The sequence below is a fragment of the Saccharothrix hoggarensis genome (assembly GCF_052936025.1).
The window spans coordinates 7,333,971-7,348,879 of the sequence record NZ_CP193624.1; the positions used below are offsets into that span (position 1 = coordinate 7,333,971).

The window sequence follows — 14,909 nt, forward strand, 5'->3', positions numbered from 1 at the left end:
GGAATCGTGTTCGGTGTGCAACCGGAGACGTTGCGCGCGGCGTCCAAGCAGTTCCACGAGGGCGCGGACGCGACGGGTGACGGCGCTGAGCTGATCTCGATGCTCAGGCTGGACGCCGACGCGCTGGGGCAGGTGCCCGCGGCGGCGGAGTTCGTCGACGCGCTGGCCAGGTGGTCCGGGGAGCAGTCGGACGACCTGCGCCGGGGAAGCGCCTGGTACCGCGACGCCGGCGACGGCCTCACCGAGAACGCCGACGCCTACCAGCGCGCCGACGAGGACTCGCACACCGCGTTCCGCGGCATCGAGGGGGGCATGGCGTGAGCTACACCGACCCCGAGGTCCTGTACGCCCGGCTCGCGGCGGGTGACGCCGGCCGCGTCGCCGCCGCGGCCGACCCCATCACCGGCGCCATGAGCGCGGTGGGCCGCGCCCGCGAGTCCGTCACCACCGGCGGCCGCACGGCGACGTCCACCTGGCAGGGCGACTCGGCGGCCAAGTTCGGCGCCCGCGCCGACCTGTCGGCCAAGTCCGCGACCGTCGCCGGTGAACGGCTCGGGGCAGGCGCCGACATCGTCCAGGCCGCCTCCCGCGCGTACGGCCAGATGCGCGGCAGCGCCGACCAGCTGATCGACTTCTGGCGCGGCCGCTCGCCCGCGCTCGACGAGGCCCAGACCCGCGACCTCGCCAACCGCGTCAACGAGCAGCTGAACAACGTCAAGACGAGCTACGAACGCGTCCTGCGCTCGTACGCCGCCGCGCTCACCAAGGTGCGGCCGGGCTTCGAGGAGACTGCGGGCAAGGACGCCGGGTGGGGCACCGCCGTCGCCGCGATGCGCACCAACGCCACCGTGCCGGGGCCGGGCACCGACCCCCGCCAGGTCGCCGCCTGGTGGAAGTCGCTGACGAAGGAGCAGCAGGACGAGCTCCTGCGCAGCAACTTCCAGGAACTCGGCCAACTCCGCGGCCTGCCGTCCGGCGTCCTCGACCAGGCCAACCGCGCTCGGATCGCCGACGACATGCAGCGCTTCGGCGCGCAGCGCGACCAGCTCAACGCCCAGATGGCCGAGCGCGCGCGGGAGCTGGGTCTCGACCCGAGCAATTCCGCCGACATGACCAAGCTCATGAACGACGCCGAGTACGCGTCGCTCAGCGAGCAGCGGCAGGAAGCCGCCACCAAGGCCGAGAACGCGGAGAAGGCGCAGAAGAGCGTCGACCAGGCGAGCGAGATCGCCGGCAAGAAGGGGTGGAGCGAAAGCGACGTCAGGGTGCTGGCCTACGACCCGTACGGCCCGCGTGGTGACGGCGGCATGGCCATCGCGTACGGCGACCCCGACACGGCGAAGAACCTGGCGGTCGCCGTCCCCGGTACCGGCTCGACCCTCGACAGCTTCTCCGTGGGGCAGGCAGCCAACCTTCGCGAAGCGATGGGTGCTGACGGCAACGCCACCATCCAGTGGCTCGGCTACGACGCGCCCGGCTGGGCGGTCGGCGAGGTCGACAACCCGGCACAGGCCCGCGAGGGCGGCGCGAACCTCGTCGCCGACGTGAACGGCTACCGAGCCGCCGCCGAGGCCGCCGGCAACCACCAGCACCTCACCGTGATCGGCCACTCCTACGGCTCCACCACGGTCGGCTACGCCGGCATGAACGGCCTCGCGGCGGACGACATCGCGTTCGTCGGCTCGCCCGGCGTCGGCGCGTCGAACGTCAACCAGCTCTCGGCGGGTCCCGGTCACGTCTACGTGGGCGCGACCGAGCACGACCCCGTCGTGCAGGGCACGAGTTCGAATTGGTTCACCGAGGACGGTTCGTCGGTCGGCCCGTACGACGACCGTTTCGGCGCGAAGACCTTCGGGACGACGGATTCCGCCATGATCGGCGGGGCGCACACCGCCTACTACGACCCCGGCTCCGAGTCGGTGCAGAACCTCGCCAAGATCGCGACCGGCGACGGCGCCTCGGTGACCGAGCAGGAGTGGGACGAGAACCCGCTCGGCCCGTCCCTGCCGGGTTCGCACCTGCCGGTGGTCGGCCCGGTCGTGGACTTCGTCGGTGGCACCGCCGTTGGCGCGGCGGACTTGGCGGTCGACGCCGGGACCGGGCTCTACAACGCCGGTCGCGACGCGTGGAACGGCAACTGGTCCGACGCGGGCACCGGGCTCGTCAACACGGGCAAGGAAGTCGTCAGCGACACGCTCGACGTGGTGGTCGGCGGTGTCGGCGACGTGGTGGAGGTCGGCCGCGACGTGGTGGAGGGTGTCGGCAACGCGTGGGACAGCACCGTGGGTTCGTGGTTCTGACGGATCACGCCTTCCGACACGGTCCGATGTCCTGAACCGCCTCGGCGTCGTCGAGTTTGCTGTCATCGCGCTGGTTCACGGTGCAGACCAGCACGTCGCCGACGGCGGTTCCGTCCGGCACCTTGTCGAGCCTCGTCCACGCCGCTGAGATCGGCGAGGCCCCGTCGGGCTGTTCCTGGTCCAGGTCGAGGGAGACCCGGCCGGGCCAGGTCGCACCGGAGACGAGGGTTTCATCAGGCTTGATGTCGGTGACCTTGAACCGGACGTCCCCGGACCACTCGCTGCTTCCGCACGCGACGACGAGGGTTCCGACCGCGACGACGGCGACGCACGCCTTGAACGCCTTCACACGGCCGAGCTTAGCCAGAAGCGGAGATCCGAGGTCCTGATTCGCAGTCCTGGTCACGCGGCCCGGCAGGGACCGACGGTCGTCTCCGCGCCGAGCCCGTCGAGGTTGTTGGCCTCGACCTGCCGGACCTTGCAGACGACCACGTCGCCGGCCTCGATCCCGTCCGGGAACTGGTCGATGTCGGCTCCGGCCGTGGTCAGCGGCACGAGGCCGTCGGGGTCGTCCTGGTCCAGGGCGAGCACGACGTGCGGCGGCGCCATGTTGCCCGGCGTCACCTCGCGCTCGGGGGTGATGCGGGTGACCTTGAAGCGGACGTCTTCCTCCCACTCGCTGCCGCACCCGGCGAGGAGGACTCCCGCCGCGACGACGGCGACGCACGCCTTGAACGCCTTCACGTGGCCGAGCTTAGCTAGAAGCGCAGGACCGGGAGGAGGGTTGAGAGATCGGCCCGGCTGCCGGAGGCGGTCACGCGGGCGGTGGCTACGGCGGTGGTCCAGTCGAGGTTGCCGACGGCCAGTTCCAGCCACGTGCGCGGGTCCGTCTCGATGACGTTCGGCGGCGTGCCGCGGGTGTGGCGGGGGCCCGCCACGCACTGCACGGCGGCGAACGGCGGCACGCGGACCTCCACGCTGCGACCGGGAGCGACCTGTTCCAGCGTCCTCAGGCTGAGGCGGACGGCGGCGGCCAGGACCGGGCGTTCCGGTTGGTCGGAACCGCCCCGGAGCCAGGGCAGCACGGCCTCGACCGCGGCACGCACCTCTTGGGGGTCAACGGGCTTCGACGGCATCCGCTCAGGTTAACGCCGACCACGCACCCAGCGTCCCACCGGACGGGCCCGCAAAGTCCACAAAGGACGAAAACTGCCAAAAACGAGGTACAGCGAAGGTTTCAGAGCTTCGCGGCGCGCACGGCTTCCGCGAGCAGTTCCTCGACCTGGTGCGTCAACCGCCGCGAGTCAGTCGGCGTGAACGTGCTCCACGGCTCGGTGCCGTTCGACGCCCGCCGCTGCTGCAGGTAGCGGCCTTCCTCGGTGTCGAAGAACGCGACGACCCGGTCCGGGCGGCACCGCTTGCCGTACTTGTCACGGGCCGCCGCGCCGAAGTTGCCGGTGTGCACGAGCCCGGTGAACATCTTCACCAGCGTGGTGGCGTCCTCCTGCCGCACGCCGTGCTCCCGCAACGAGTTCTCGAGGCTCTTGGGCGAACCGTCGGACTTCTTCACCGCCGCTTCGAGGTCGGCGCTGGGCATGGTCACCGAGTGCCCGGTGCCGGCCGGGTGCGCGGGCAGCGCTCCCAGCACGGCGGACGCCAGACCGCTGCCCGCCGCGCGCCGAAACTCCAGCCGGTTCTCGGTCAACGTCGCCACGGCGCCGTAGTCGCCGTTCGCCACGGCCAGCACCCGCACGCTCTTGCCGATCCACACCCGGCCGTCGACCTCGCGCTCCGGCCGGTTGAACAGGCGCAGCAGGTAGTCGAGCTCGGAGTGCAGGCCGGTCGGCCCGCCGAGCCCGCGCGCGGCGATGCCGTGCCAGACCCGCCGTTCCAGCTCGGCGCGCTCCGCGTGGGTCTTGCCCGGCGACGGCACCTTGATGACCAGCGGCATCTGCCCGAGGTCCAGGCGCTCCCAGAGCACGTCGAACTCCTCGGCGGAGAGCGTGATCGGCTCCCGCTCCGCGGGCCCCCCGAAGTACGTCACCGAAATCCCCGTCCTGAACGCCGGACACGGGCCCGCGCCGTGGTCGACGCGGGCCCGTGCACCGGAGGGTTCACACTATTGCGGCACTTCCCCGATCACGGGCGGCGCGACGAGCCGGTCGTCGCCGAACACGTCGGTCGTCTCGACGAGGTAGTCGGCGACCTTGTGCTCGATGTCGTCCTCGCCGTTGGCGCCCTGGCCGCCGGCCATCCCACCGGCCATGCCCGCGCCGACCGCACCGGGACGACCCGCGGCGCCGGGGCCGCCGGCGCCCGGACCGAAACCGCCCGCGCCCGGCACGCCGCCACGACCGGCGAGGCCGGCCGCGTTGCTGCCACCGGGCATCCCGCCGGCACCGGGCATCCCGCAGGGACCGGGCATGCCACCCGGGCCGGGCATGCCGGGACGCATGCCGTTGGGGCCGCCGGGGCCTCCCGGACCGCCGGGGCCACCGGGCACGCCGGGCATGCCCGGGACGCGACCGGTCGGCACGCCGGGACGACCGGGACCGGTGGGCACGGACGGACCCCTCGGCGGGACCGAGGTGGTCGTGGTCGGCGGCTTGGGCGGCGTCCACATCGGCGGCGTGCCGATGACGGGCGGCTTGACCGGCGTGTTCACGGGCGGGTTGACCGGCGGCGGCACGGGGGTCGGCGTGCCGGTCGGCGGCTGCACCCACGAGGTGTGCGTGGTGCCGGTCGTGCCGGTCGGGCCGGTGAACGTCGGCGGCGGCGCGACCGGGGTGCCGGTCGGCGGCGGCGCCCACGACGTCTTCGTGGTGCCGCTCTCCGACGGCGGCGGCGTCCACGTCGGCGTGGTGGTCGGGTTCACGGTCGTGTTGTTGTACTCACCCGCGCCGGCCGGCGGCGGGGTGTCGATGACGACCTTCGGCGGCGGGACGAACGTGCCCAGCGTGTCGGCGTTCCACTCGCTGCTGGACTGGTAGTTGTTCATCACCTCGACGGCCTTGGCCTCGGCGTTGTCCTGCGCCGCTTCCTGCCGCTCGTGGTCCTGCTGCTGCTGGATGACGTGCATCATGCCGAACGGGCCGCCCAGCGCGCCGAGGACCTTGTCCCCGGTGGACGGCGCCTCGGTGGTGACCGGGACCGGCTCGGGCATCTCCTTGCGGGCGTCCACGATGTACTCGCCCTGGAGCTGGGCGGACGTCTCCATCGTGCTGGAGCCCTGCTGGGCGTCGGCGGCCCACGCGGCGAGGGGCGACAGCGCGGTGGTGGTCTGGTCGGCCGTCTCGCCCTCCCAGCTCGCGCCGAGCTTGGCCAGACCGTCCTGGATGGAGGCGTCGATGTCGGTCAGCGTCTCCGACAACGCCTTCCAGGAGTCCTCGAGCGGACGGGACGCGGCCACGCCCGGCCCCTCGTTGATCATGCGGTGCAGATCGGGGTGGGTATACCCGCGCCAGCGGTGATCACCCATCGTGCTCGCCCCCCTCGGGTGCGTTGGTCACAGGTCAGCCGTTGTTGACGCGTCCCCAGGACGCGGTGTTGTCGCCTTCGACGCGCCGGTAGTCGGCCTCGATCGCGGTGAGCTGGTCCACCACGCCCTTGAGCTGCTCGCGGTATGCCTTGAGGGCCGCCAGACCGGCCGAGTCGCCCTCCTGGAACGTGCGCTGGTTGAACCGCTCCGCGGTCTCCGAGCTGACCGGGTCGCCCGCCCACGCCCTGGCCTCCAGCTGGCCGAACACCCGCGTCAACTTCTCGTCGAGCTTGTCCAGCGCGTCCGAGAACACCTTGCGAGTGGCGGGGATCGCCGAGGGCTCGACGCTCAGCTTCCGCTGCGACCCGCTGTAGTCGGGCAGCGTCGCAGGCGTCGATCCCCCACCACCACCATCCGCGATGAACACGGCACACCCCTCCTCAGTGCTGCACAAACCCCAGCGTGTGCATCCGGGACGACTTTAGCTCTGATGCGTGACGCGGGTCAGCGGTTCCCTCTGCGAAGAGGTAGTTCTACTTGTTCAGGTTCGCCATCACGGCGCCCGCGATGGGCTGCACGACCTGGCACAGGCCCTTCACGTCGGTGTCGCCGAGGCTGTGGGCGATCACGTCGACGGACTTGCCGTCCGCCACGTCGAGGATCATCGAGCAGCCGAGGCCGAGGCTGGTGTCCGCCTCCACCATCACCGCGGGGAAGCCGCCGACCTCCAACGTCGTCGCGCCGGGCCGGGGCGGGTCGGTGTAGACCTCGATGCCCTGGGTGCGGCTGAGGTAGATGCCGATGGAGAACTTGCGGTCCTCGCGGCTGAGGCTGCACCCCGGCTTGTCGGCCTCGTCCTCCAGCCGCGGCGGGCGGTCCATGCCGAACTCCGCGCGCTGGGCGTCGGTCAACAGCGTGCACGGGTCGAGCGCCGAGATGTCGATCGTCTTCGGGCGCTTCGACTGCTGCTCCGACGGCTGCCCGGACGGCTCGCGCGAGCCCGTCGGCTCGTCCGACCCGGACGTCCGCCCGGTGGACGTGGACCCGGAGTCGCCGGGGGTCGCGGACCCGTCCGTGGTCTGCGAACAGCCCCCGAGCAGGGCCAGGACGGCGATGAGCGGCACGACACGGCGCATGGGGCCAACGTATCGGATCGGGGTCACCCACAAGGTCGATTGCCGCGGAACCGGCGGGGAGGAAGCGAAGATCGCGCCGGGCCGCCCGCGCGACGCCGCCTTCACGATGCGCACGGCGCGGCGCGGGACCGTAGCCTCGTCGGGGTGGGAGACACCGGACCGGGACGGATCGAGGACTACGCGCTGCTGTCGGACTTGAGGACGGCGGCACTGGTGGGGGTGGACGGGTCGATCGACTGGCTGTGCATGCCGCGGTTCGACTCGCCGTCGTGCTTCTCGCGGCTGCTCGGCACCGAGGACGACGGCCACTGGCGGATCGCGCCGACCGGCGAGGTGGTGTCGGTGCGGCGGTCCTACCGGGACGGCAGCCTGGTGCTGGAGACCGAGTTCGAGACCGTCGACGGCGCCGTGCGGCTGATCGACACCATGCCGCCGGAGCAGGACCACTGGGACGCCGACACCCGTGTGGTGCGGGTGGTGGAGGGCGTGTCCGGGCAGGTCGAGATGACGTTGCGGTGGGTGCTGCGGTTCGCCTACGCCGACTCGGTGCCGTGGGTGCGGCGCGCGGAGCGGGACGGGCAGGAGTGCGTGCTCGCGGTGGCCGGGCCGTCCGCCGTCGCGCTGTACGGCGACCGCCTGCCGTACCGGGTGCCGGGCGAGCGGGCGCACGAGGCGGTGTTCACGGTCTCCGCCGGCGAGCGGCTGTCCTGGGTGATGGAGTTCGCCTACTCGCCCGACGAGCCGCCCGCGCCGGTGGACGCGCTGTCCGAGGTGGCGCGGTCGGAGGCGTTCTGGCTCGCCTGGTCGTCCCGGATCGGGTACGACGGGCCGCACGCCGACGTCGTGCGGCGGTCGCTGATCACGCTGAAGGGCCTGTCGTACGCGCCGACCGGCGGGATCGTGGCCGCGCCGACGACGTCGCTGCCGGAGACGTTCGGCGGCGAGCGCAACTGGGACTACCGGTACTGCTGGCTGCGCGACGCGACGTTCACGTTGCTGGCGCTGGACAACTTCGGCTGCACGGACGAGGCGCTGGCGTGGCGGAAGTGGCTGCTGCGCGCCGTCGCGGGCGATCCGGCGGACCTCCAGATCATGTACGGGATCGGCGGCGAGCGGCACCTGGTCGAGTGGGAGGTGGACTGGCTGCCGGGCTACCGGGGCGCGCGGCCGGTCCGGATCGGTAACGCGGCCTACCGGCAGCTGCAGCTCGACGTGTACGGCGAGGTGATGGACGCCCTGCACCTGGCGCGGGAGCGCGGGCTGGGCGAGACGCCGGACTCGTGGGCCATGCAGCGCGGCATGATGCGGCACCTGGAGAAGGTGTGGGAGCGGCCCGACAAGGGGCTGTGGGAGGTGCGCGGGCCGGACCGGCACTTCACGCACTCGCGGGTGATGCTGTGGGTGGCGTTCGACCGGGCGGTGCGGGCGGTGGAGGAGTTCGGCCTGCCCGGACCGGTGGCCCGGTGGCGCGAGCTGCGCGACACCGTGCACGCGGAGGTGCTGGCGAAGGGCTGGAACGAGTCGCTGGGCGCGTTCACCCAGTACTACGGCGGCACGGAGCTGGACGCGGCCACGTTGCTGATCCCGGCGGTGGGCTTCCTGCCCGGCGACGACCCGCGGGTGCTCGGCACGATCGACGCCATCGCGGGCGTGCTCAAGCGGGGCGACCTGGTGGACCGGTACGAGACCGGCGTCGGCGAGTCCGAAGTGGACGGGTTGGCCGGTGTGGAGGGAAGCTTCCTGGCGTGCTCGTTCTGGTACGTCGACGCGCTGGCGTTGGCCGGGCGACGCGAGGAGGCGCTGGCGATGTACGACCGGCTGGTCGACCTGTGCAACGACGTGGGGTTGTTGGCGGAGGAGTACGACGCGGGCACGGGGCGGATGTGCGGCAACTTCCCGCAGGCGTTCAGCCACCTGGCGCTGGTGAACAGCGCGGCCGTGCTGCACGGCGGCCACACGCGCGACGAGCGGCACCGGGGCGGTGCGGCGTGAGGGCGGCGGAGGTCGTGCCCGGCCGGCCGGAGGCGTCGCGGGTGGTGGACCGGCCCGACCCGGACCGGCCGGGCGAACTGCTGGTCGAGGGCCTGCTGGTGGGCATGTGCGGCACGGACGTGGAGATCATCCGCGACGGGTTCGGCGTGCTGCCGCCCGGCCGCGATGCCATCGTGCCGTTCCACGAGTCGCTCGGCCGGGTGATCAGCAGCCCCACGCCGGAGTTCGCGCCCGGCGACCTGGTCGCGGGCGTGGTGCGCCGGCCCGACCCCGAGCCGTGCGCGGCGTGCGCGGTGGACGCGTGGGACTTCTGCCGCAACGGCAAGTACACCGAGCGCGGCATCAAGGAGCTGGACGGCTACGGGATGCAGCGGTGGACCGTGCCGCCGAAGTTCGCGGTCAAGCTCGACCCGACGCTCGGCGACGCGGGCGTGCTGACCGAGCCCGCGTCGGTGGTGGCGAAGGCGTGGGCCCGGGCGTCGGCCGCCGCCGAGCGGTCCCACCTGCCCGTCCGGTCGGTGCTGATCACCGGCGCGGGGCCGATCGGGCTGCTGGCGGCGTTGCTGGGCGTGCAGCGGGGCCTGGAGGTGCACGTGGTCGACCGGGTCACCGACGGCCGCAAGCCCGACCTGGTCACCACGTTGGGCGCGACGTACTACTCCGACCTCGCCAAGGTCACCGCCGACGTCGACGTGGCCGTCGAGTGCACCGGCGTGGCGCCGCTGATCTGGGAGTGCGCGCGCCGCGCGTCCGTGACCGTGCTGGCGGGCATCGCGGGCGAGCACGACCCCGTGCCGCTGGACCCGAGCGTGTTCGACGGGATCGTGATGGGCAACAGGACCGTCGTCGGCACGGTCAACGCGGGCCTGCCCGACTACCGCGCGGCCGCCGAGGCGCTGTCCGAGGCCAGCCGCCCGTGGCTGCACGGCCTGATCACCCGCCGCCTGCCGCTCGACCGGTTCACGGACGCGCTGGCCAAGGAGGAGGACGACGTGAAGGTGGTCGTCGACCTGACGTGACGCGGCGTGAGCTGACGCGGCCGGCGTGACCTAGCCGGGCGAGATCTGCAGGATCGGGGTGAACCGGTGGATCGCCGCGGAGCCGGTCGAGAAATTCCGGAGGAACACCTGCACGCGAATTTCTTCACCGCCCAGTTCCGTGTCGAGCACATCTCCGGGCACGTTCGACCAGGTCCACGAGAATGATTCCCTCAACGAGGCCGGACGGAATCTGGTCACGCCGAAGTTCGTGATGAAGTCGTGGTCGGAGTCGTCCCACTCCCAGACGGACGCCCAGTCCTCGAACTCCCAGCCCGCGCTGATCTCCTGCGGGGTGAACGTCTCGGTGACGCTGGTCACGAGCGTCCACCGGTCGCCGTTCTGCGAAGCCGTCAATCGTGCGTTGATAATGTCCATTGCCCCCACATCCTCCGTGAATCGGGCATCGTGAGCACCGACGGGGAGTTCCGACAAGGTGAACGGCAAGAATTTCGGCCTTACACGACCCACCGCCGACCGACCGACCGGTCGCCCCCGTTGATGTGCGTTTTCACCGCTCGGTCAAGCGTGCTCGCCGATTACCGTGAGCACAAGGCGATGCTCCCGTTTAACTCGAAAGAGTGAAGATCGGAGCACCGCCACCCCGAAAAGTGCGGAAGGGCGCCTAGCGGCGGAGGAGTTCGTCGATCGACTCCGGTTTCATCGGCTTCGCGAAGAACCAGCCCTGGCCGGTGTCGCAGCCGATCCGGTGCAGGCGCTTGGCCTGCGCCGGCGTCTCCACGCCCTCCGCGGTGACGCCGAGCTGCAACGCGTGCGCCAGCTGGACCAGCGTCGAGACGATCTGGACGTCCACCGCGTCCTCCTCGTCCGCCGCGCGCAGGCCTTCCATGAACGAGCCCGCGATCTTCAGCTCGTGCACCGGCAGGTGCTTCAGGTACGCCAGGTTCGAGTAGCCGGTGCCGAAGTCGTCGATCGCGATCCGCACGCCCATGTCCGACAACGCCCGCAGCGCCTCCAGCGGCTCGTCGGCGGTGCCCATGATCGCGCTCTCGGTCAGCTCCAGCTGGAGGTGGTGCGGCGGCAGCGCGCACTCGTCCAGGATGCGCTTCACGTCCCGCACCAGCTCCGGGTCGCGCGACTGCCGCACGGCCAGGTTCACGCTGACGAACGGCGCCGCGTCGCCGAACTCCTCCAGCCACCGCCGCGCCTGCTCGCACGCCTTGCGCAGCACCCACCGGCCCAGCGGCACGATCAGCCCGGTCTCCTCGGCCAGCTCGATGAACCGGTCCGGCGCGAGCCGCCCGAACTCCGGGTGCTGCCACCGGACCAGGGCCTCGACGCCCACGACCGTGCTGTCCTCCAGCCGCACCAGCGGCTGGTAGTCCACGTAGAACTCGTCCCGCTCCAACGCCGCCGGCATCGTCGCGGACAACGTGAACCGCGCGACCTCCTTGGCGTTGCGCTCCGGGTTGTACAGCGCCCAGCGCGACTTGCCGTCGGCCTTCGCCCAGTACAGCGTGATGTCGGCGTCGCGCATCAGGTCGGCGGCCGTGGTGCCGGCCAGCGCCCGCTCCACGATGCCGATCGACGCGGACACCGTCAGCTCGTGCCCGCCGATGCGGATCGGCGACTCCAGCTCGCGCAGCACGCGGTCGGCGACGTCCACGATGTCCTGCGTGTCCTGCGAGCCCTCGACCAGGATGACGAACTCGTCGCCGCCCATCCGGGCCACCAGCTTGCCCTCGCCGGACACCGAGTGGTCCAGCCGCCGGCCGACCTCGACCAGGAGCTGGTCGCCGATGTCGTGGCCGAGGCTGTCGTTGATCACCTTGAACCCGTCGAGGTCCAGGTAGCAGAGGCCGGCCCGCTGCCGGGCGCGGTTGTTGAACACGCGGCCGAGGCGTTCCAGGAACAGCGCCCGGTTCGGCAGGCCGGTCAGCGGGTCGTGCAACGCCTGGTAGCGCAGTCGGTTCTGCAGCAGGTGGCGGTCGGTGACGTCCTCGATCATCGCCACCTGGTACTGCGGGTGGCCGTGGTCGTCGCGCACCAGCGACAGGGTGAGGTGGGTCCACACCTGCTCGCCGTCGGCGCGGCGGAACCGCTTCTCGGCCCGGTAGTGGTCGCACTCGCCCGCGGTGAGCTGGTCGTACAGCCGCCAGACGCTGCCGCCGTCCTCGGGGTGCATCAGGTCGCGGATGTTGTACTGCCGCATCTCCTCGACGCTGAACCCCAGCATGTCCTGCAACGCCTGGTTCACGTCGAGGATGCGGCCCTCGATGTCCGCGATGCCGATGCCGATCGCGGCCTCGGTGAACATCGCCCGGAACCGCGCCTCGGACGCGCGCAGAGCGGCTTCGGCCTGGTCACGGGCGTCCAGCACGGCCGCGCGGATCGCCTCCTGCTCGGCCAGCGTCCGCTCCCGCAGCGCGCGGGCGTACCCGGCGGCCAGCGCGCCCTGCAACGCCGCCAGCCGCGACCGCATCAGCTCGTCCGGCGGGATGCCCAGCTCGCCGAGCAGGTCGTCGCCGAGCAGCTGCACGGTGCGGCCGAGCGTGTCGGTGCCGGTGAAGTGCGCCTCGACCAGGCGGGCGCCGATCTCGTAGCCGGGCGCGGTGCGGAACGGGCTGGCGTGCAGCGCGTGGACCAGCACCTCGGTCAACGCCTGGAGGTGCTCGGCGACCTCGGCCCTGGTCATGGGAACGTAGCTGCTGCCGATCACCGCGGTGGCCCAGGTGCGGGCGAACGCCTCCGCCCCGGCCAGTACGGCGGGGTCGAGGTTCGATCGGCCCGGTGCTGCCACCCGATGGTCAACCTGTTCCGTCATGTCCGCCGGCCTACCGCCACAACCGAGAGGATACGGCCGGTCGCCGACCGAGGTCGACAGCTGCGCCGTCCGTGGGATCGGCTTCCCGGCCGTTCATCAGGGCCTCCGCCCGACGCCACCGAAGCTGAGGAAGTGCGCGGCGCCCTCGTCCACGTCGTCCGGCGACTCCGGGTGCCACAGCGGCAAGCGGGCCACCCCCGGCTCGACCAGCTCGAACCCGTCGAACAGGGCCTGCACCTCGCGCTTGGGCCGGAAGCACATCTCGCTGACGCCCTTGTTGTAGACCTTCTTGGCGTCGTCCCACGCCGGGTCCCACTCGCCTTCCTCGTACCCGGCGTGCGAGATCGCCAGGTAGCTGCCGGACGGCAGGGCGTCCCGGTAGTCGGCGACGATCCCGCCGGGGTTCTCGGCGTCCGGCACGAAGTGCAGCAGCGCGACCATGAGCACGCCGATCGGCCGGTCGAAGTCGAGCAGGCCCTCCACCTCGGGCGACTTCAGCACGCGCTGGGCGTCCCGCACGTCCGTCTGCAGCACGCCGACCAGCTCGTTCCCGGTCAGGATGGCCCGGCTGTGGGCGACCGCGACCGGGTCGATGTCGACGTACACCACGCGGGCGCCGGGGTCGGTGGCCTGGGCGATCTCGTGGACGTTGCCCACGGTCGGGATGCCCGAGCCCAGGTCGAGGAACTGGCGGACGCCCCGCGCCAGCATGTACCGCACCGCGCGCCGCAGGAACGCCCGGTGGTTGAGGATGATGCTCTTGAGCACCGGCACGTCCGCGAGGACCTTGTCGCCCACGGCGCGGTCGATGGCGAAGTTGTGCGCACCGCCCAGCCAGTAGTCGTAGACCCGCGCGATGCTCGGGCGGCCCAGGTCGATGTCGCCCGGGGCCCAGGTAGGCCGCTCCACGCCGTCCACCGTTCTCTCCTCGACGTCCACTCGTGTCCCACCGTTGCGGTGACCCCCACATCATGGGCCAATCCGGTGAGTTAGCACACCGTCCGTCTGCCGCGAGTTCCGAATCGCCCTCCGCCGAACTGATCACCGTGAAGAATGACCGCCTTGTGAAGCACGTGTGGATCGTCGGGGCGGTCGTCGTGGTGGCCGCCGCCGTGCTGCTGGTGGTCCGGCACCGGCGCGAGCGCAGCCTCCTGCTGCCGACGCTCACCGGTTCCATCGGCGCGTTCCTGCTGGTCACCGGCTGGTTGTTCCTGGTAGACCCCGGTGCGCCGAAGAACGAGGCGATCAAGACCGGCGGCCTCGCGGGCGGCGCGATCGTGGCGCTGTACGCGCTCTGGCTGAACGACCGGCGGCGGCGGACCGACGAGGACCGGCAGCTCGTCGAGGTGGCCCGGCAGCGGTTGGAGGACGCGCGGGCCGAACACGACCGGTCGCGGGTCGCCGACGAACGATTCGCCCGATCGGTTGAATTGCTCGGTCACGAAGCGGAGCAGGTCCGGGTGGGCGCGATGCACGCCCTGGCGGGCCTGGCGCGCTCGCGGGCGGAGTACGCCCAGACCGTGCTCGACGTGCTGTGCGCCTACCTGCGGCGGCCGTTCGAGGTGGAGGAGCTCGACGACGGCGGCCTGGACCGCGACGAGCGCGAGCTGGAGGTGCGGCTCACCGCGCAGCGGTTGATCGCCGACCTGCTGCCGCCGGCCGACGTCCCGGACGCGCCCCGCTACAACCTCGACCTGACCAGGGCCTACCTCGAGTACTTCGACCTGTCCCGGCGCCAGGTCGGCGGGCTGCTGCTGCGCTCGGCCAGGCTGATCGAGTCGAACTCGTTCCACCACACCGTCGTCCACGGCAACGCCTACTTCACCGCCGCGACCAGCCCCGGCCGGCTGTACCTGCACCACGTGGTCTTCCACGGCGACGCGTGGTTCAGCCGGTTCAGCGCCGCCCAGACCGTGGACTTCGCCGGGACGAGGTTCCTCGGCGGCAACAAGTTCGCCGAGTCGCGGTTCCTCGGTCGGGTGAACTTCGAGGGCTGCGAGTTCGCCCGGCCGATCGACTTCGAGAAGGCCAGGTTCGAGGCCGGCGTCAACCTGGCGCTCGCCCGACCGGCGGTGGCCCGCACGCACGGCATGCACGTGTCGCTGGAGCACGAGAACGCGCTGCCCGACGGCTGGGTGGTGGAGCGCCGCGAGGGCGGCGCCGGACTGGTCAGGAGCTGAC

The 14,909-nt window shown here is 71.7% G+C and carries 15 protein-coding genes; 5 read left to right on the top strand and 10 right to left on the bottom strand.

Annotated elements, in window-relative coordinates:
• Positions 1-6 precede the first annotated feature (6 nt).
• Together ACRAKH_RS33505 and ACRAKH_RS33510 are read left to right on the top strand one after the other, a co-directional pair.
• Positions 7-321 carry a hypothetical protein gene (locus ACRAKH_RS33505; protein WP_380724111.1) on the top strand — a complete coding sequence of 105 codons (315 nt, stop codon included), beginning with the start codon at positions 7-9 and terminating at the stop codon, positions 319-321.
• The gene (locus tag ACRAKH_RS33510; protein ID WP_380724110.1) at positions 318-2,300 is read left to right on the top strand and encodes an alpha/beta hydrolase; all 1,983 of its coding nucleotides are present in this window, start codon (positions 318-320) and stop codon (positions 2,298-2,300) included. Before ACRAKH_RS33505 ends, ACRAKH_RS33510 begins: the two co-directional genes overlap by 4 nt.
• A 4-nt stretch (positions 2,301-2,304) precedes the next feature.
• On the opposite strand, the gene ACRAKH_RS33515 is transcribed toward ACRAKH_RS33510, so the two are convergent.
• The 7 genes from ACRAKH_RS33515 to ACRAKH_RS33545 all read right to left on the bottom strand — a co-directional run bounded on the left by ACRAKH_RS33515 (position 2,305) and on the right by ACRAKH_RS33545 (position 6,914).
• The gene (locus ACRAKH_RS33515; RefSeq protein WP_380724109.1) at positions 2,305-2,649 is read right to left on the bottom strand and encodes a hypothetical protein; all 345 of its coding nucleotides are present in this window, start codon (positions 2,647-2,649) and stop codon (positions 2,305-2,307) included.
• A gap of 53 nt (positions 2,650-2,702) precedes the next feature.
• Positions 2,703-3,044: a hypothetical protein gene (locus ACRAKH_RS33520; protein ID WP_380724108.1), complete on the bottom strand. Its 342-nt coding sequence runs from the start codon at positions 3,042-3,044 to the stop codon at positions 2,703-2,705.
• Positions 3,045-3,058: 14 nt separating this feature from the next.
• Positions 3,059-3,436, bottom strand: a complete 378-nt coding sequence (locus ACRAKH_RS33525; RefSeq protein ID WP_380724107.1) for a sterol carrier family protein — start codon at positions 3,434-3,436, stop codon at positions 3,059-3,061.
• Between the two features lie 101 nt (positions 3,437-3,537).
• On the bottom strand, positions 3,538-4,344 hold the full coding sequence (locus ACRAKH_RS33530; protein ID WP_380724106.1) for an ESX secretion-associated protein EspG: 807 nt from the start codon (positions 4,342-4,344) through the stop codon (positions 3,538-3,540).
• 75 nt (positions 4,345-4,419) lie between these two features.
• Positions 4,420-5,778: a PPE domain-containing protein gene (locus tag ACRAKH_RS33535; protein WP_447009519.1), complete on the bottom strand. Its 1,359-nt coding sequence runs from the start codon at positions 5,776-5,778 to the stop codon at positions 4,420-4,422.
• A gap of 34 nt (positions 5,779-5,812) precedes the next feature.
• Positions 5,813-6,205 carry a transcriptional regulator gene (locus ACRAKH_RS33540; RefSeq protein ID WP_380723662.1) on the bottom strand — a complete coding sequence of 131 codons (393 nt, stop codon included), beginning with the start codon at positions 6,203-6,205 and terminating at the stop codon, positions 5,813-5,815.
• A gap of 106 nt (positions 6,206-6,311) precedes the next feature.
• Positions 6,312-6,914 (bottom strand): DUF3558 domain-containing protein, encoded by a 603-nt coding sequence (locus tag ACRAKH_RS33545; protein WP_380723661.1) that lies wholly within the window; start codon positions 6,912-6,914, stop codon positions 6,312-6,314.
• 144 nt (positions 6,915-7,058) lie between these two features.
• On the opposite strand from ACRAKH_RS33545, the gene ACRAKH_RS33550 reads away from it, so the two are divergent.
• On the top strand, positions 7,059-8,906 hold the full coding sequence (locus ACRAKH_RS33550) for a glycoside hydrolase family 15 protein (RefSeq protein ID WP_380723660.1): 1,848 nt from the start codon (positions 7,059-7,061) through the stop codon (positions 8,904-8,906).
• Positions 8,903-9,925 carry an alcohol dehydrogenase catalytic domain-containing protein gene (locus tag ACRAKH_RS33555; RefSeq protein ID WP_380723659.1) on the top strand — a complete coding sequence of 341 codons (1,023 nt, stop codon included), beginning with the start codon at positions 8,903-8,905 and terminating at the stop codon, positions 9,923-9,925. The genes ACRAKH_RS33550 and ACRAKH_RS33555 overlap by 4 nt, the downstream gene beginning before the upstream one ends.
• Before the next feature lie 30 nt (positions 9,926-9,955).
• Here the strand turns inward: ACRAKH_RS33555 and ACRAKH_RS33560 are convergent, their stop codons facing one another.
• The 3 genes from ACRAKH_RS33560 to ACRAKH_RS33570 form a co-directional block, all read right to left on the bottom strand.
• On the bottom strand, positions 9,956-10,321 hold the full coding sequence (locus ACRAKH_RS33560; RefSeq protein ID WP_447009520.1) for a hypothetical protein: 366 nt from the start codon (positions 10,319-10,321) through the stop codon (positions 9,956-9,958).
• A gap of 247 nt (positions 10,322-10,568) precedes the next feature.
• Complete coding sequence (locus ACRAKH_RS33565) at positions 10,569-12,728, bottom strand: putative bifunctional diguanylate cyclase/phosphodiesterase (RefSeq protein WP_380723657.1); 2,160 nt, start codon at positions 12,726-12,728, stop codon at positions 10,569-10,571.
• Positions 12,729-12,824: 96 nt separating this feature from the next.
• A complete protein-coding gene (locus ACRAKH_RS33570) occupies positions 12,825-13,646 on the bottom strand; it encodes an SAM-dependent methyltransferase (RefSeq protein WP_380723656.1) in 822 nt (273 codons plus the stop codon).
• Between the two features lie 146 nt (positions 13,647-13,792).
• Between ACRAKH_RS33570 and ACRAKH_RS33575 the strand changes: the two genes are divergently transcribed.
• On the top strand, positions 13,793-14,908 hold the full coding sequence (locus ACRAKH_RS33575) for a pentapeptide repeat-containing protein (protein WP_380723655.1): 1,116 nt from the start codon (positions 13,793-13,795) through the stop codon (positions 14,906-14,908).
• Position 14,909 lies beyond the last annotated feature (1 nt).